The sequence below is a fragment of the Micromonospora chersina genome (assembly GCF_900091475.1).
Taxonomy (GTDB): Bacteria; Actinomycetota; Actinomycetes; order Mycobacteriales; family Micromonosporaceae; genus Micromonospora; species Micromonospora chersina.
Window position 1 is genome coordinate 1,014,978 of the sequence record NZ_FMIB01000002.1, and the last position, 16,744, is coordinate 1,031,721.

At 69.0% G+C, this 16,744-nt stretch carries 15 protein-coding genes and 1 pseudogene; 6 read left to right on the plus strand and 10 right to left on the minus strand.

The annotated features are described in order from the left end of the window. Positions 1–11 precede the first annotated feature (11 nt). The 4 genes from GA0070603_RS04650 to GA0070603_RS31395 form a co-directional block, all read right to left on the minus strand. Positions 12–1,994 carry an alpha-L-fucosidase gene (locus GA0070603_RS04650; RefSeq protein ID WP_091307610.1) on the minus strand — a complete coding sequence of 661 codons (1,983 nt, stop codon included), beginning with the start codon at positions 1,992–1,994 and terminating at the stop codon, positions 12–14. A 677-nt stretch (positions 1,995–2,671) separates the two neighbouring features. Then, a complete protein-coding gene (locus tag GA0070603_RS32325) occupies positions 2,672–2,803 on the minus strand; it encodes a hypothetical protein (protein ID WP_279627475.1) in 132 nt (43 codons plus the stop codon). 692 nt (positions 2,804–3,495) lie between these two features. Further along, positions 3,496–4,308, minus strand: a complete 813-nt coding sequence (locus GA0070603_RS04660) for a phosphotransferase (RefSeq protein WP_244282400.1) — start codon at positions 4,306–4,308, stop codon at positions 3,496–3,498. Position 4,309: 1 nt separating this feature from the next. Then, the gene (locus GA0070603_RS31395; protein ID WP_167544454.1) at positions 4,310–4,456 is read right to left on the minus strand and encodes a hypothetical protein; all 147 of its coding nucleotides are present in this window, start codon (positions 4,454–4,456) and stop codon (positions 4,310–4,312) included. 128 nt (positions 4,457–4,584) lie between these two features. On the opposite strand from GA0070603_RS31395, the gene GA0070603_RS04665 reads away from it, so the two are divergent. Continuing rightward, positions 4,585–5,079 (plus strand): DinB family protein, encoded by a 495-nt coding sequence (locus GA0070603_RS04665; RefSeq protein ID WP_091307618.1) that lies wholly within the window; start codon positions 4,585–4,587, stop codon positions 5,077–5,079. Between the two features lie 217 nt (positions 5,080–5,296). On the opposite strand, the gene GA0070603_RS04670 is transcribed toward GA0070603_RS04665, so the two are convergent. Continuing rightward, positions 5,297–5,644 carry a VOC family protein gene (locus GA0070603_RS04670; protein WP_091307622.1) on the minus strand — a complete coding sequence of 116 codons (348 nt, stop codon included), beginning with the start codon at positions 5,642–5,644 and terminating at the stop codon, positions 5,297–5,299. Between the two features lie 331 nt (positions 5,645–5,975). Between GA0070603_RS04670 and GA0070603_RS04675 the strand changes: the two genes are divergently transcribed. Beyond that, positions 5,976–7,433, plus strand: a complete 1,458-nt coding sequence (locus tag GA0070603_RS04675; RefSeq protein WP_091307626.1) for an SDR family NAD(P)-dependent oxidoreductase — start codon at positions 5,976–5,978, stop codon at positions 7,431–7,433. 519 nt (positions 7,434–7,952) lie between these two features. After that, positions 7,953–8,336, plus strand: a complete 384-nt coding sequence (locus GA0070603_RS04685) for a VOC family protein (RefSeq protein WP_091307634.1) — start codon at positions 7,953–7,955, stop codon at positions 8,334–8,336. A gap of 291 nt (positions 8,337–8,627) precedes the next feature. Here the strand turns inward: GA0070603_RS04685 and GA0070603_RS04690 are convergent, their stop codons facing one another. Then, positions 8,628–10,238, minus strand: a complete 1,611-nt coding sequence (locus tag GA0070603_RS04690; protein WP_091307638.1) for a LamG domain-containing protein — start codon at positions 10,236–10,238, stop codon at positions 8,628–8,630. Between the two features lie 263 nt (positions 10,239–10,501). Between GA0070603_RS04690 and GA0070603_RS04695 the strand changes: the two genes are divergently transcribed. Then, complete coding sequence (locus GA0070603_RS04695) at positions 10,502–10,828, plus strand: hypothetical protein (RefSeq protein ID WP_244282402.1); 327 nt, start codon at positions 10,502–10,504, stop codon at positions 10,826–10,828. 130 nt (positions 10,829–10,958) lie between these two features. Here the strand turns inward: GA0070603_RS04695 and GA0070603_RS04700 are convergent, their stop codons facing one another. Both GA0070603_RS04700 and GA0070603_RS04705 read right to left on the minus strand, forming a co-directional pair. Beyond that, positions 10,959–11,681, minus strand: a complete 723-nt coding sequence (locus GA0070603_RS04700; RefSeq protein WP_091307644.1) for a response regulator — start codon at positions 11,679–11,681, stop codon at positions 10,959–10,961. Beyond that, positions 11,678–12,484: a sensor histidine kinase gene (locus GA0070603_RS04705; protein ID WP_091321551.1), complete on the minus strand. Its 807-nt coding sequence runs from the start codon at positions 12,482–12,484 to the stop codon at positions 11,678–11,680. Before GA0070603_RS04705 ends, GA0070603_RS04700 begins: the two co-directional genes overlap by 4 nt. Positions 12,485–12,634: 150 nt before the next feature. On the opposite strand from GA0070603_RS04705, the gene GA0070603_RS04710 reads away from it, so the two are divergent. Continuing rightward, the gene (locus GA0070603_RS04710; RefSeq protein WP_091307647.1) at positions 12,635–13,327 is read left to right on the plus strand and encodes an ABC transporter ATP-binding protein; all 693 of its coding nucleotides are present in this window, start codon (positions 12,635–12,637) and stop codon (positions 13,325–13,327) included. A gap of 44 nt (positions 13,328–13,371) precedes the next feature. Further along, the gene (locus tag GA0070603_RS04715) at positions 13,372–15,693 is read left to right on the plus strand and encodes an ABC transporter permease (protein WP_244282403.1); all 2,322 of its coding nucleotides are present in this window, start codon (positions 13,372–13,374) and stop codon (positions 15,691–15,693) included. A gap of 284 nt (positions 15,694–15,977) precedes the next feature. On the opposite strand, the gene GA0070603_RS31885 is transcribed toward GA0070603_RS04715, so the two are convergent. Continuing rightward, complete coding sequence (locus tag GA0070603_RS31885; RefSeq protein ID WP_091307654.1) at positions 15,978–16,388, minus strand: RidA family protein; 411 nt, start codon at positions 16,386–16,388, stop codon at positions 15,978–15,980. 46 nt (positions 16,389–16,434) lie between these two features. Beyond that, positions 16,435–16,743: pseudogene (locus GA0070603_RS32555) on the minus strand (ABATE domain-containing protein); the annotation flags it as partial. Position 16,744 lies beyond the last annotated feature (1 nt).

Below are 16,744 nucleotides of genomic sequence, written 5' to 3' on the forward strand. Positions count from 1 at the left end.
CCGGCGACGGGTCAGACCGCCGTGATCGTCCATTGGTTGTTGGTGCTGTTGTTGGGCGCCCACATGCACACGGTCGAGCCGGACGTGCCGTTACCCATGCCGTCCAGGGCCGTGTTCGTGCCCCGGTTGACGAGCTGGTAGCGGCCGTTGCCCAGGTTGGCGAGCCGCCACTGCTGGTTGTTGCCGCCGTTCCACGGCGCCTGCCGGGCGTTGGCGCCGTTGGCGCTGTTGCCCCAGCTGTCGACCACCATCCCGTTGGTCCGGTTGACGATGCGGTAGTAGCCGCTGCCCACGTCGACCAGCTGCCACTGCAGGTTCGTGCTGCCGTCCCAGTTCCACTGCTTGAGCACCGAGCCGGACGCCACGTTGCCACCGCTGTCGAGCACCAGGCCGGTGGTCACGTTCGCGATCCGTACGTAGCCCGTGATGCTGCCGGCGCCCAGGGTCGGGATGGCCCCGGCGAAGGTCAGCTTCACCACGTACGCGGGGGCGCTGAACGGGGCGCTGGACGGGAGGGTGACCCGCAGGCCGCTGCCGTCCTGGGTACGGTTGGGCAGGTCGATGTAGGTGCCGGCGGTCGAGCCGAGCAGTTGCACCGACATCAGCGAGCTCAGGTTGATCCGGTTCGCGTTCAGGGTGGTGATATTCAGCGTCGCGCCCGGCCAGCCCAGCACTGTCGCGTACAGCACGCGGTTGTCCTTGCTGCGGGTGAACCGGATGTCCTGCGCGGTCCCGGCGCGCGGCGTGCTGAACGAGCCGCCGCCCATCTGCGTCGGCCCTTCCCCGAAGGCCGACCAGGCGCGGGTGGCGTAGATGGATTCGCCGAAGCGCTTCAGGTAGTCACCGATGCCGAGCAGGATGCTGCGCTGACCGCCGGGAATCGTGCCGTCGGCCATCGGCGCGATGTTGAGCAGCATGTTGCCGTTCTTGCTCACCCGGTCGATGAGCGAGTGCAGCATCTGGTTGAGCGAGTAGTAACCGATGCCCACCGTGTAGCACCAACTGGAGCTCGAGATGCTGTCGTCGGTGAGCCAGTACGGCGTCTGCAGGCCGGCCGGGCCGCCCCGCTCGTAGTCGACAACCTCGCCGTTGGTGTTGAACCCGTCCTTGTACGTGGCGACGACGTCCCTGTTCCAGGCGACCGCGCGGTTGTAGTAGTAGGCCAGGAAGTCCAGCCGGTACGACTCGGGGATGGCGCTGAGGTTGAAGTCCTGCCAGATCAGGTCGGGCTGGTAGCCGTCGACGATCTCGCGCAGCTTGTCGTACCACAGCTGGTACTCCCCCGGGGTGCCGAGCTGGCCGTAGAGCTTGCGCAGGCTGGCGTCGGACTGCTGCGGCGCCCACTGGTAGAAGCCGGTGAAGTTGTACGCGTGGTGCATCGCGACGAGCAGCCGGAGGCCCTTGGCCCGGATGGCGTCGGCGTGCAGGCGCAGCAGGTCGAGCCGGGGCCCCCGGGCCACCGAGTTGTACTCGTTGACGCTGCTGTTCCACATGGAGAATCCGTCGTGGTGCTCGGCCACCGGCCCGGCGAACTTGGCGCCCGCGTCGGCGAACAGTTGCGCCCACTCGGCGGGGTCGAAGTTGCCGCCTGCCGACCGGAGCTTGGGAGCGAACTGCACCCAGTTGCCCGCCCGGTCCCGGGCGCCGTTGATGAAGTTGTGGTACGGCCACGTCGACGGATCGCCGTACACGCTCTTGTGGTGGTTGTTCTCGGCCGAGCCGTTGTTGTACATGTTCCGCGGGTACCACTCGTTGCCGAACGCCGGGACGCTGAAGGCGCCCCAGTGGTAGTAGATGCCGAACTTGGCGTCCTGGAACCATTCGGCGGCGGCCGGGTGTTGGTCGACCGACGACCAGCTGGCGGTGTAGCTGCTCGGTCCGGCGGTGGCCTCGGCCACGGCGGCGCGCAGCACGCCGCCGGCTGCGGCCGCGCCGGTGATCCCGGCTGCCGCGAGCAGCCGTCGGCGGCTGATCCCTGAGGGGGTTGAGGGCATGGCAGGTCCTCTCGGACGGAATTCGGTCGGTGGGGGGCGGGTGGTGCGGTCCAATGTCTCTCGGGGTGGTGTTAGCGCTAACAACATCCGGCCGGTGGCGCCGGTTGTCGATCTGAGGACGGGGGGGCTCGACGTAGGACGTCTGATGACTCAGCAGACTGCCAGAATGCTCACGAGCATTCAAGAGGATCGTTTTCTAATTCGGCCTGTCCGGTGTGGTGAGTCGATCGGCAGGCCGGCGCCGACCGGCAGAACAAAGCGTTCATAACAGTTTTCCGGCGGTTTATTTGACACCGCGGCAGCCCTCATGTCCCGCAGGCGTACTCCGACGATCGCCGACCCCTGTGGATCAGGTGAGAGCAATAGCCACGTGAAAGAGTTGCTACGCCGAGCTACCAGATCAGACCTGGCCGCCGCGGCGGACCCGCGCCGGCAGCGGCTGCTCGAGCTGGGGCAGACACCCGCCGGTAGCCGCGAGGATTACGTAGGCATCTCACCGCCTGGGCGCGCGGCGGGTCGGATATCAGCCGCCGGAATCCCTACCGACTCCGCCGCGGCGGATCCTCGAGCGGTACACCGATGCAGCATGGCACCTCAAGCAGTGTTAGCCGTCACCGAAGGTGACGGCTAACAGACCTGGCGCGGTACCGGCGCCGGAGTGTCGACGATCTGGCAGGTCAGGTGACCCCGACGTTCAGGTAGAAGTGGCCGAGCTTGAGCGAGAGCGAGGCGCCTCCGAAGTGGTGAATGAGCAGCGCCAACAGGATGACGATCAAGATGCAGACGACGAGCCAGATCAGGAACCACACGAACCCTGGGATCCCGTAACGACCGACGCGAGCCATCAGGCCCGCCCCCTCGCGGTCGGCGCTGCGACACGCGCCGCCACGCATGGACGTGTCGGCTGTCGATTACTGCACCCGACGCCAACGGACGTATCCATACAGCCTCCTTCATCAAGGTGTCCGCGAAATTTCCCTACCGAGGCGCGCGTCAAACTGGGACGGAGGAGCCCTGATCCTGTCCAGCGGCTCAGGCGTGTCAGAGCCCCCCCGAACTGGCGTCCGCGCCGCGTGACTTCCTGCACGACGAACGCACGCATCCGCCGCCGATCGCCTGCGTCCGTCCCACGCTCTGCCGGCCCAGCAGACATCGAGGTTGGCGGCCCGACGCGCGAACGAGCCCCGCTTCCAGCGGAGTTTGCGTCATGCGCTTCTGACGCCACCTTTGCGCCGGTTGGCTTCGGGGCCGCGGCTCCGAGCAATGCTCGATCGCCCTGGAGCGCCTCTATATGCGTAGTGCGCCGTACCGGTCGAGGAGGATCAGCACTCCCGTGTGCGACCACGGGAGGTGAACGTGGCCGGCGGACATAGCAGCCGTCCCGCCGAGCCCTCGCGAACGCCGTAACTGATTGCCCGGCATGCACACGGGCGCGGTCGCCCGCTCATGCCTGGATCGACCGTGCCCGGCACGCTGGCCCGGCTTTGTTCCAATCGTGGGATCAGCCGCGGGTTCGGATCTGGCTGAGCCACTCGGCGCCCAGCCGGCGTCCCTCCGGAAGCCGGTCGTCCCGGTCCCAGCGCCACGTGGTGGCCATTGCCAGCGTGAGCGTCCGGCAGTCGCGCAGCAGGTCGTGGTCGAGACCCGGATAGTGCCCGGCTACTTCCTCGGGCGCGTGCGCGAGATCGAATTCGACCGGTCCCCGGCAGCAGGTCTCCAGATCGATGAACAGTGGTCCCGTCCTCGTCGGCAGCAGATTGCCTGGGTGTGGCTCGCCGTGCAGGATCTGCTCGGCGCGGTCGCGTCCGGCGACGGCGTGGCGAAGCCGGCGCAGGGTCGAGTCGAGAAGCTCACGGTCGGCGTCAACAAGGTCGGGCGTACGGTCGCGGTCGGCCACCAGCCGCTGTGCCTGCTCGACGCGGTCCGTGAAGTGCGGCGTCGGCGTGCGAAGGTCGCGCATGCCGGCGTGCAGCCGCAGGAGCGTCGCGGCGTAGTCGCCCGGCGTGATCGTGCGAGTGGACGGCTCGTAGTGGCTCCACAGCGTGACCGTGTAGCCGTCCTGTTCGTAGGGGCGCGGCTGCACGCGAGGGTCGAGAACCGCCACCGGGCTTCCAGCGGCGGTCAGCCGTTGCGCGAGCTCGATCTCGAACTGGGCGACGAGGTCTTCCGCCGGTGAGACCCGGGCCACCACGTCACACGGCAGCAGGCGCAGCGTGATCCGGTTCGATTCCTGAAGAATGATGGCGTCCTGGCTCGGCAAACCGAGCGACGACGCGATCGATCGGGCCGCGGCCACGGCATGCGTCGTCGCCAACTCAGTCTCCGCACGGCGGGATCTCGGCGGCGGCCGGTGGGCCATCGACCGTCGCGATTGGCGAGGCGGCGGAGCGCATGGCCCAGTGTCGCGATGGTACGGCGTAGCCGATGAGCATATCGTCGAGATCGAGCGGGACCAGCGGCACGCGGTCGACCCTAAGCGCCAGCGGGGCGAAGGCCGAGCCATTTGCGGAGACGAGAGAAGTCCTGTCGGTGCCGCTCGGATGACGTCCCCGCCCGGCTCGCCCGGATGACAAGCACGTATGGTCCGGGCATGATCGAATCCCAACGCGAAGCCGTGCCGCGCAACGACGGTGGGGAGCTCGACACATCCCTCGCCTTCTTGTCCTTCGCTCGATCGTGCGTGCTGAAGAAGGTCGCTGGGCTGAACGAGGAGCAGCTGCGGCGCCGGCTGGTCGTCTCCGACACCACGCTGCTGGGCCTGGTCCAGCACCTGACCGACGCCGAACGGTACTGGTTCGGCTACACGTTCGCCGGCGACCCGCGCTACGCCGACGTCGACTTCGATATGGTGGTCGAGCCGGACCGGTCCCCGGATCACATCATCGCCGGCTACCGGGCGGCGATCGCCGACAGCGACGCTTACCTCATCGCAGCCGCTGGCCCCGACGTCCTCACCGCGCAGCCGGTCGGTGACGCGCCTCGTACGCTTCGCTGGGTGCTCGCCCACATGACGAGCGAGACCATCCGGCATGCCGGTCACGCCGACATCCTGCGAGAGCTCATCGACGGTGCCACCGGCCGGTAGGAGATCACGATTCGGAGCCGTACCCCATCCGGCGCGATGAAGCCTCGAGCTGTCGGAGACCAGAAGGGTCGGCCAGGTGACGGTGAGGAACGCAGGGATCTGCCGCTTCCAGGGCTGTCGGTGACGAGCGGAGACCTCACACTCCGCAAGCGTCACCAGCTCGCCAGACTCGACGAAGGGGCTTGTCGGGAGGGTAGGCCGTTGGCCCTTCTGCTGTTCAGCGGTGGCTGACGACGTTGACCACCTTGCCGTCCGGGTCGCGGACGAAGAAGCGCCGGACACCCCACTGCTCGTCGGTGATCGGGTGCACGATCTCCGCGCCCGTCGCGCGTACGGCCTCGTAGGCGGCGTCGACGTCATCGACCTCGACGCTGAGGTCCGGGTTGACGGAGGCCGCGGCATCTTTGGTGATGAGGATGACCTGGGCGGTGGGGTTGGACGGTGAGACCAGGTTGACCACCCAGCCCAGGTTCATCTCCTCGCGAAAGCCCAGAAGCTGGTAGAAGCCGCTGCTCGCGACCGGGTCGGCGGTTGTGATGTCGGGCACGGCACGGCGGATCGTCATGCCGGATTCTGGCATGCGAAGTTCGGGCTCGTACGGGTAGTGGCCCCGCTCACCAGGCGCCAGGGCGGATGTGGCGGAGCGCTCAAACCTTGGCGTGCCGCGGCATCGTGATCTGCCGCTTATCGGCCGCCCGCCTCTGCATCCCAGCCAGCAGTGCGCGGCGGCGGCCTTGAGGCTTCGCACCTGTTCGACCTTGCGCTCGGCGTCCTGCCGTCGGGCTGTCGAACAGACGCGGGATGCATCGGAGACCGCGCGGTGCGTACAGTTCCGGGTCGGACTTGGGGTGGGCCGGGTAGATCCGGCGCAGGGAACGGGACGAGACAGCGACAGAATGACGGCGGACAACATCACCGAAACCGGTCAACACGGCATTGACCGCGAACGGCTGGAGACCTGTCTCAGCGTCTTCGAGGCGTTGGAGGATCTGCCTCCCGATCACCCCGACGTGGTGCGGGTGCAACGGGCCACCGCGAAGCTCTACAAGGTGATCAAGCAGCGACGACGCCAGGGACGGCGGGATGCCATCGTGGCGGCCGACCGCGCGGTGACGGCGGCCACCGCCACCGGCGCCCCGGGCCGGATCGACGACGAGACCCAGGGCATCCCGCTCGCCTCCCCCACCGCCGGTGCCACGGCCGGCTTCCTGCACAATCCGCGCGGCTGCTACGTCTGCAAGCAGCGTTACCGCGAGGTGGACGCCTTCTACCATCAGCTCTGCCCGCCCTGCGCCGCGCTCAACCGGGAGCGTCGGAACGCCCGCACCGACCTCACTGGCCGGCGTGCGCTGCTCACCGGCGGCCGAGCCAAGATCGGCATGTACATCGCGCTGCGACTGCTGCGCGACGGCGCGCACACCACGGTAACCACCCGGTTCCCGCACGACGCGGTCCGACGATTCGCCGCGATGCCGGACAGCGGGGACTGGCTGCACCGCCTGCGGATCGTCGGGATCGACCTGCGCGACCCCGCCCAGGTGATCGCCCTCGCCGACTCGGTCAGCGCTCAGGGACCACTCGACATCCTGATCAACAATGCGGCGCAGACCGTCCGCCGCACGCCAGGGGCATACGCGCAGCTCGTCGCCGCGGAGGCGGCGGCCCTGCCGGACGGCCCCTTGCCGGAGCTGATCACGTTCGCCAAACCTGCCGGCCAGGGCGACCCGGCGAGCCTGATCGCCTCGCCGCAGTCGACCCCGGTCACCCCACAGGCGCTCACCGCGCTGGCCCTGACCAGCGGCTCCGCCTCGCCGGAACGGATCGCTGCGGCCACCGCCATCGACGCCGGCGGTCTGGTCCCGGACCTCGACCCGGTCAACAGCTGGGTGCAGCGGGTGCACGAGGTGGACCCGGTCGAGCTGCTCGAAGTGCAGCTGTGCAACGTGACCGCGCCGTTCGTGCTGGTCAGCCGACTGCGACCGGCGATGGCCGCAGCGACCGCCCGCCGTAAGTACGTGGTGAACGTATCGGCGATGGAAGGCCAGTTCGCCCGCGGCTACAAGGGGCCGGGGCACCCGCACACCAACATGGCCAAGGCCGCGCTGAACATGCTGACCCGGACCAGCGCCCAGGAGATGCTGGCCGACGGCATCCTGATGACCAGCGTCGACACCGGCTGGATCACCGACGAGCGGCCCCACCCGACGAAGATGCGGCTGGCGGACGCGGGCTTCCACGCCCCGCTGGACCTGGTCGACGGCGCGGCCCGGGTCTACGACCCGATCGTCCGCGGCGAACAGGGCGAAGACCTGTACGGCTGCTTCCTGAAGGACTACGCGCCCTGCGCCTGGTGATCAGCGCGCCCACCCCCCGTCGGCCGCCCAGGCTCAGGCCGCCACGGTCAGCCCCGTCGCCCGTCCACCACCGTCCAAGCTGCGGTGGCTGGTGCAGCGTGGCGTTCAACGGGGCCGCGACACTGCCCCCCCCCCCCGGCGCTCATCGGCCAACTCGTCGGTATTGAACCAGGTCACCGGAGCGTCAAGCTGGGTAAGCGCCTCGTCGAGCCGGCCGACGGTGGCCAACAGGCGAGCGCCGGCAACCCGGACCGCTCCGGGTACGACGACGACGCCGGCTCGCATGCGTGGCTGTACATCGACGCCGAGCCGACATGCATGCCGCGATCGGCGCCACCGGCCGACACGGTGTCTGCCTACATCGACAACCTCTGACATATCCGCGAACCTTGCGGTGCCCGCCAGCAGCGCACTCCTCACGGCATCCGCTCACAGCCGCGGTTCAGGGCGCCGCCTCACCGGTCGCTGAGCTACCGGATCTGCCGATGACAGCGGGTCACGACCCCGTACGTTGACGCCATGGCGACTTTCTGGACCTTGGGATGCGATGCCTACGATCCGCAACGGATCGCTGCTTTCTGGGCGCTGGCCCTCGGCTATGTCAAGGAGTCTGGCTTCGACGAGCTCGATAACGCGTCCATCGTCGACCCGGATGGCCGGGGCCCCGCCATTAGTTTCCTGAAGGTGCCCGAGGGCAAGTCCAGCAAGAACCGCATGCATATCGATGTTCGGGTGGCCGGTCCAGGTCCCTGGGACATGGTCGAGCGCGCCCGACTGATCCGGCAGAAGGTCCCCGAGTTGGTCGCCGCCGGCGCGACGGTGATCCGCGAGGTGTGGCACGGCGACGTGCTCGGCCACGTCGTCATGCAGGACCCCGAGGGCAACGAGTTCTGCGTCGCTTGATGCCACGGCCGCCGTCCGCGTTCCGGTATCCGGAGCTGCCGCGTAGCGCTCGTCACGCAAGGCGACGAGCTTACGGGTGTACGCATCCGGACGCGCCGAGTACAGCGGAGGCAAGCACTCGTCCCTGCTCGTCCGGCCCTGGCCGTCACTGTTGATGTCAACAATGGAGGTAAATCCCCGCTGCTTCCCCGCCTCGCCGGCGCGCCTGGGTAGTTGAGTGCGGGCCTGGCGCGGAACGCAACCCTGAAGGGGCTTCCGCGCCAGGCCCGGTAACGGTCTTCAGGCGTCGCTTCAGACCTTTTGCTCGGTGAAGAGGCGCTGCACGTCGGCGTCGCTCAGCTTGCCCTGGTATACGCCGAGGTCATCGACCTGCCCGTACAGCCATCCGTCCGGTCCGGCCGGGGTGGTCGACCGGCCGACCAGCAGGGCACCGGGTGCCTGTCGGGGCTGCCAGGCGGCGTTTAGTCCGGCTGCCCCGGCCGAAGTCCCGTCGACGTAGAGCCGCACCTGCCGGTGCGTGGCGTCGACGACCGCGACGAGGTGGTGCCACTGGTCGACGCCGGTCGCCGGCGTGGTCGCGTAGGTGGTGGCGGCGCCATCCGCCCCGGCGGCCACGCCGAACACCCACTGTCCGCCGTTGTCCGGCTCGTATCCAAGCCGGAAGGCGCTGTGGTCGGTGTCGTCCTGGGAGATGACCGTTTGTGCTCCGCGTGCCGGGTCGAGGCGCACCCAGGTCGCCACGGTGAACGACTGGTCGGTGCGGAGCACCGGCCCGTCCTGCCAGACCGGATTCCAGTCCTCGCCCACGTTGTGCTGGGTACGGGCGTACTCCCGGGTGGCCTCGCCGTAGTGCGGGTCGGACGGGTCGTCAATCCAATGGGTGTCGTCGAGAGTGAGGGCCAGGTCCCGGTGTCCGGAGTCGATAAAGCTGCCCTGCGTGAGGGCGAGTTGGCGTCCGAAGGCGGTGGAGTCCGGCGCGGAGCAGAGTGTCGGGTCGAGGTTCTCCTCGTAGCACGGGGTCGCCGCCTCGAAGTTCCATCCCCCGACCTGCCATGGCCGCAGCAGGCCCGGCTCATTGAACCCTCCGGACGCCGGGTCGTCGGCGAACCAGCCGGTGAAGTCCTGGCCGACGAGCACCCGGTCGTACACCCGGACGTCGGCCAGGTTGCCCTGCCACCAGGCGGTGTCCCCGCGGCCCAGGCGGACCTCGCCGGACGGGTCGTTGACAGCGGTCACGTTGCTCACCGTCGCCTCAGCTACCCCGTCCACCCACAGGGTGAGCGTCTGTGCGGTGGCGTCGTGCACCACAGCCAGGTGGGTCCAGAGCCCGACCTGCGGCGCGGAGGTCGACCGGGCGATGGAGAACTTGGCGCCCTTGCCGGTCTTGGACGGCATCTGGACCTGCCACCGGTTGCTCGCCTTGTCGTAGCCAAGGGAGAGGGTGGCCTGGCCGGCGCTGGCCTTGCTGGCGAAGACGCGGCTGACGGAGGTGTCGGTGAGCCTTACCCAGGCCGCGACTGAGAAGGTCCCCGCAGTGTTGAGAGCCGAGGGCGATGTCGACAGGTACGACGACGTTCCGTCGAAGGCGACCGTCTGGCCGCCGACGAACCGGGCGTCGTCCTGCCAGGCGATGTTCGCGCCGGTCAGCGGGGTGTCGCCGCCGAGCGCGGGCTGCTGGTCGGCGAGTCCCTGCGCCTGGCTTATCCCCGGGTAGGCCTCCAGGAACCACTTCGCCGTCGCCGGCGACGGCCGGTCGAGGGTGGTGGTGACGCGGGGCTTCGCGTCCGCGGTGGTAGCTGCGGCAAGGGGCAGCAGGGCTGCGGTGAGGGCCACGGCCAGGCGCAACGCGGCCCTGCGGGCCGGGCCCTGGGCAGGGTTGAAGATGGAGCTGTTGTTAGTCATCGGACCTTCCCCCGTGAAAACTGATGGCTGTGATCGGCGGGGAAGTGACGAGCGCCCGCCGGATCGTCGAGACAGTGTCACAGGACGATGCATGCACCGCTACCCCGAAATCGGACCAGCCCCTGCGCCTGGATATGGGTTGCAGCGGGCGAGCGACGTGCGCACCAGTTCACCAACTGCCCCGGACGCTCCTTGTCTTTCAGGTCGTCCAGTCCACGTGTCCTGTGCGTCCACATCCCCACGTCATGCAGCACCATGACCCCATGGACCAGGCGACTGCGCGGCAGCGGTGGATGCAGCAGCACATGACCTCCTGGCTCCGCCTTGCCGCCACCCTGCGAAGCGAGGGCTGGGAGGCGCAGGTGACATGTGAGGCGGCTCCGGTGCAGGTGGAAGGCCGCTTGCCGAGTGGCGAGCGGTTCTACTTCCGTGCCCGTCACAGCGATGTGTCGCTCGGCATCGGAGGCGAGGACCCTGCCGACATCCCTGAGTGGGAAGAGAGCGAATCACACGAGGAAGCAAGCTGGCTACCAGCTACCGACGGGGAGGCCATCATCCGACGGCTTGCGCTCCGCTATGCGGGCGGGTGAGCTGAGCGGGCCACCGTCAGTCGGGAATGCGTCCAGTGTCAGCTGGGAAGTGCGTTGATCGGCGGCAGGTCCGCAGACAATGCAATCTTTTCGGGCCGCCAATCATGCTGTCCACATGCGTGAGGTGCGGTCAGGTGTCGCCGGGCGTGACGAGGCCGGTCTCGTAGGCCAGGACGACCGCCTGCGCACGGTCGCGGAGGGCGAGCTTGGCGAAGATCCGCGCCACGTGGGTCTTCACCGTCGCCTCGCTCAGGGTCAGCGCCTGGGCCAGTTCAGTGTTGGAGAGACCGCGGCCGACGAGCGTCAGCACTTCCAGTTCGCGGGGCGTCAGTGCGGCGAGATCCCGGTGGATGGCGCGCTTCGGTCCGTCGCCGGGCAGTTGGCCCGCGTTGGCGAAGCGCTGGACGAGCCGCCGGGTGATCGAGGGTGCGAGAAGTGCGTCCCCGGTGTCGACGAGGCGCACCGCCGCGGCGAGGTGGTCCGCGGTGACGTCCTTGAGAAGGAATCCGCTCGCGCCGAGCGACAGAGCAGCGTAGACGTACCGGTCGAGGTCGAACGTGGTGAGCATGAGCACCCGGCAGCGTGAGCTGTGGCCCAGGATGCGTCGCGTTGCCTCGAGCCCGTCCATCACCGGCATGCGGATGTCCATGAGCACGACGTCGGGACGCAGCCGCCGCTCGGCCGCCACCGCCTCGACGCCGTCGGCGGCCTCGCCGACCACGTCGATGCCGCGGGTGACGAGGATCAGCCGGAAGCCGGTACGGATCAGCTCTTGGTCGTCGGCGATGAGCACGCGGGGCGATGCCGGCGACGTGGACCCGGGCGGGCTGGACGGGTCGGGCTGCGCCTTCACGGGTGCTCCACCGGGATGCGGGCGCGGACCCGGAACCCGCCGCCGAGCCGCCGGCGGGCGTCGAGATCGCCACCGTAGACCGCAACGCGCTGTCGCAGCCCCAGCAACCCCCGCCCGGCGCCGTCTCCGCGGCGCGGTGCAGGTCGGTCGCCCGTCAGCACGCTGGGACCCGTGGTGAGCACCTCCACCCGCAGCGAGTGCCCGGCATAGCGGATCGTCACCTCCGCCTTTCCTCCAGCGCCGTGCTTCAGCGCGTTCGTCAGCGCCTCCTGCACGATTCGGTACGCGGTAACGTCGATCCCGGACGGCAGCGGCCGCGGCTCACCGGAGATACGCACCTCCACCGGCAGACCGGCGAACGCAATTCGGTCGATCAACGGACTGAGCCTGCTGAGGCTGGGCTGCGGCGCCAAATCGGCTCCATCCGTGCCCTCGTCGCCGTCCGCCGCGGGCGCCAGCAGGCCGAGCAGGTGCCGCAGTTCGGTCATCGTGGTCCGTCCGGCGCCTTCCACTGCCGACAGCGCTGCCGCGGCCTCGTCGGGCATGGCCACGAGTACCTCGCGTGCGGCACATGCCTGCACGATCATGAGGCTCACGTTGTGGCTGACGATGTCGTGCAGTTCCCGGGCGATACGGGCACGTTCGGCGTCAACGGCGGTCCGGGCCACGCTCTCCCGCTCCCGCTCGAGGAGCCAGCCTCGCTCCTCCAGCGCCCGACGGTGCCGGCGTCGCGCGCGGACGAGTGTGACACCGAGCCATGCCGCGGTCGCGCAGGCGGCGACGAGCGCGCCGGCCAGCCACACCGCCCCCGATCTCACTCACGAAGTTTCGCAGACCCGGACCGGTGCCACATCATCCCCGGTATGCAGCCGGTACATCCCTGGGATGACAGCTCCGACGGATTACATCCCGGGACCGACGACCGGCGCTACCCGCGGCCATAACGTGCTGCCATGACCACTGACACCTGCGTTGTGCGGCTGGACAACGTCTGCAAAGAGTACGGCGACACGACCGCCCTGGACGGCGTGTCGCTCGAGATCCGTACCGGCGAGGCGGTGGCGGTGATGGGCCCGTCGGGCTGTGGCAAGTCCACCATGCTAAACATGATCGCCGGATTGGACCGGCCGACATCAGGGTCGGTGCGCGTCCACGACGAGGAGCTGAGCCGCCTCAACGAAACGAAGCTGGCGCTGTTCCGGCGGCACCGGATCGGCATGATCTTCCAGTTCTTCAATCTGCTTGACGACCTACCGGCGATAGACAACGTGACTCTCGCCGCCCAGCTGACCGGTACCAAGGCCGGCCCGGCACGCAAGCGGGCCATGGAACTGCTCGACGAGCTCGGCATCGCCGACCGGCGCAACGCATATCCGGCGGCCCTGAGCGGCGGCGAGCGCCAGCGCGTCGCGGTGGCCCGGGCCCTTGTGAACCGTCCGGAGCTGCTGCTGGCCGACGAGCCGACCGGCGCCCTGGACAGCCGCTCCGGCGAGCAGGTGATGGATCTGCTGCTGGACCTCAATCAGATCGGGCAGACCCTGCTCATCGTCACCCACGACGAGCGGCTCGCGACGCGGTGCGCGAGCCGCGTGGTCGAACTGGCCGACGGCCGGATCACCCGTGAACGCAGTCTGGAACGCGCATGAGTGCCGTGTGGCGGGCGTCGCGGTCCGCGGTCCGGCGACGCCGGGTGCAGACGTTCGTCATCGGCTTGGTCGTGCTGCTCTCCACCACGACGATCGTCGTGGCGCTGGCGCTGCTCGAGGCCTCCTCGGCGCCCTTCGACCGCGCCTTCGCCAGGCAGCAGGGCCCACACGCGATCGCCGTGTACGACCCGGCCAAGGTCACCGATGTGCAGCTCACCGGCCAGCGGACCGGCGTGGCAGCCGCGGCGGGACCGTTCGGGCAGGTAACGCTCGACCTTACCGAGGGCGGCGGGCCGGGCCCACAGGGTCCGCTGACCGTCGTGGGGCGCGCCGACCAGGACGGCTCGGTGGACCGTCTCAACCTCTGGCAGGGGCGCTGGCCCACGGCACTCGGCGAGATCGTCCTCAACCAGCCCGAACCCGGCGCCGACTCGAGGGGATTTCCGCCAGACAGCGGAGAGGTGACCCTCGGCGGCAAGCGGTACACCGTCGTCGGCCGGGCCCACAGTCTCAGCCAGACCGCCGACGCATGGGTGTCACCGGAACAGATGACCGCGCTGCACCCCACGTCGGTTCAGATGCTCTACAGGTTCACCGGTGACGTGTCTACGAAGTCCGCGGTCCACGCCGACCTGGCGGCCGTCACGGCCGGCCTGCCAGCGGGCGCGCTGATCGCCGCGCAGCCGTACCTCGTCGTCAAGGAGAAGGCCGCCTCGGACATCGGCGTGTACGTGCCGTTCCTCGCCACGTTCGGCATTCTCGGACTGATCGTCGCTGTCGTCATCGTGGGCAACGTGGTCAGCGGCGCAGTCGTCTCCAGCTTCCGGCACATCGGGATCCTCAAGGCGCTCGGATTCACACCGCGCCAGGTTGTCGCCGTCTACCTCGTCATGGTGTCGGTACCCGCCCTCATCGGCTGTGTCCTTGGCACCGTCGCCGGCACCCTCGCCGCACAGCCGCTGCTGAGCGACGGGTTCGCGGGCCTCGGACTCGACGTCGGCATCAACGTCGGCGTCTGGATCTGGGTCGCCGGGCTGGTCGGCGTGCCGACACTCGTCGCCCTGGCGGCGTTCGTGCCCGCCGTCCGGGCACACCGACTGTCAGCCGCCGAGGCGATCAGCGCCGGCAGTTCCCCACGGACCGGGCATGGGACGCGAATCCAGCGCCGGCTCGCCAGTGTCCGGCTGTCGCGTCCGGTCACCCTCGGGCTGGGCCTGCCGTTCGCGCGACCGGGCCGGACCGTCTTCACCGTCGTGGCCGTCCTGCTCGGAGTGACCACCGTGACGTTCGCGACCGGGCTGGCCGACACGCTGACCCGGATCTCCACGATCGAAGACCGGGCCTCGGGACAGATCGGGGTCCGGCCGTCCGACGGCCGGACGCGGATCGCCCCCGAAGGTCAGCTGCCGCCCACAGGGCCGCAGGCCACCACCACTCGGACCGACGCCCAGGTCGAACAGCTGCTGCGCGGACTGCCGGACGTCGCCCGGGTCACCCCCGTCTTCAGACTGCCAGTCCCCACCATCGGGCAGACCCAGCCGCTGACCGTCAACTTCGTCCGCGGTGACTACTCGTCGATGGGCTACCAGGATGAGCTCACCGCCGGACGCTGGATGACACGGGTGCACGAGACAGTCGTGCCGTCGGGACTCATGCGTGAGCGCGGACTGAACGTCGGGGACAACCTCACCCTGGAGCTCGGCGGACGGCGGACGGTGGTGACCGTGATCGGCGAGACGATGGACGGCGCGGCCGGACCGCCCGGCATGTTCGTGGACTGGCGCGTCCTCACGGAACTCGCGCCGGACCGCGCCGTCAAACCGCACGAGGTGTACTACCAGGTCCAGCTCAAGCGTGGCGGCGATGTCGCGGATTACGTCGCCGCGGTCAAGGCGGCCGACCCGGCGATCGACGCATGGGACACCTCCCAGCTCAGCGACTTCGCGGTGACCGTGATCGGCTTCTCGTCGGTGCTCTCGCTGCTGCTGTCCATCGTCGCGGCCCTCGGCGTCTTCAACACGGTCGTGCTCAATGTCAGGGAACGCCGCCGCGACCTCGGCATGCTCAAGTCGATCGGGATGACGCCACGCCAGGTCGTCACGATGGTGCTGACGTCGATGGCCGTCGTCGGCGCGGCTGGCGGTGTGCTCGGCATCCCCCTGGGGATCGTTGCGCACCGGTACATCGTGCCGACCGCCGCCGACGCGGCCCAGGTCGCCATCCCACACTCGGTGCTGGAGGTGTGGCAGGCGCCGACGCTCGCGCTCATGGCCCTCGCCGGCGTCGTGATCGCAATCCTCGGTGCACTGGTCCCGGCCCGCAGCGCGGCCCGGCTCAGGATCGCCGAGGTGCTCCACAACGAGTGAGCCGTCGGGTCGGGGCCTGCGGAGGCGATACCGCAGGCCCCGAGCCGACAGGGCCGAGAGTGGACCAGCCTGTCCGTCTGCCCCCGGAGCGCGGGGCCGGCCTCCTCGTACGCTTTGTGACGGGCATTGTGTCCACTGTCGAGGACTACGTCGCGCAGTGCACGGTCATAGCATGTCCGCACACCGACTAGCCGGGCGGAGCCGTGACGTCGCGTAGCGGACGGATCGCGGCAAATCAGGATGCTGGCGCGACACGATTCGAGACACGAATTCGCACGACCGCCTCACGGTCCTGCGTGAGTAACAGAGTCTCTCGGGTCGTTTGTTGCCACGACGGCGTCCACCTCGAACTCCACCAACCACTCTGGATCGATGAAACGCGAAACTTCCACGAAGGTGCACGCCGGTCGTACCTGAGAGAACCGTTCGCCATGTGCGCGCGCCGCCTCTCGCCACCGGGCGATGTCAACAAGCATGACCCTGGTTCTGATGACGTCTGCCAGCGTTGCGCCGGCCTCGCGCAGCGCCTGCTCGGCGATGTCCAGGCAACGCACGGATTGCGCGTACACATCTCCCGGACCGGCTGTGGCACCGTCGTCCGCGATCGGCGCGGTGCCGGCCACGGATACGTACGGCCCTATCCGCACGGCGCGTGAGAAGCCGATCTCCGGTTCGAGCGGTGATCCTGAAGTCACCAAGCGACGAGAAGAAGACACGGTACAAGAGCATTGCAGAGCAGCGACCGCGCCACGCGTCCGCCCGGCGCCTACTACCTAGGTTGGACCCCGCTTCGATACCTGTCCGCCGGGGGCGTACCAGCGCATTGAGGGCGTCGATGTCGGCGGCGTGAAGCTCGGCGCCGTTGTGGGCCACGAACATCCGGCGGAGCACCTCGCGCAGCCGATGCAGCCGGGCGAGGTCTACGACTGTCAAGGCGAACTGCGGGCCGAGCAGGCCACGCGCCCGAAGCCGGCCCGCGGCATCCTGGGGGCCCGCCAGGTCGTCGCGCCCACGCCGCACGTCGAAGCTGTTGGCGAGTTCCTGGATCACC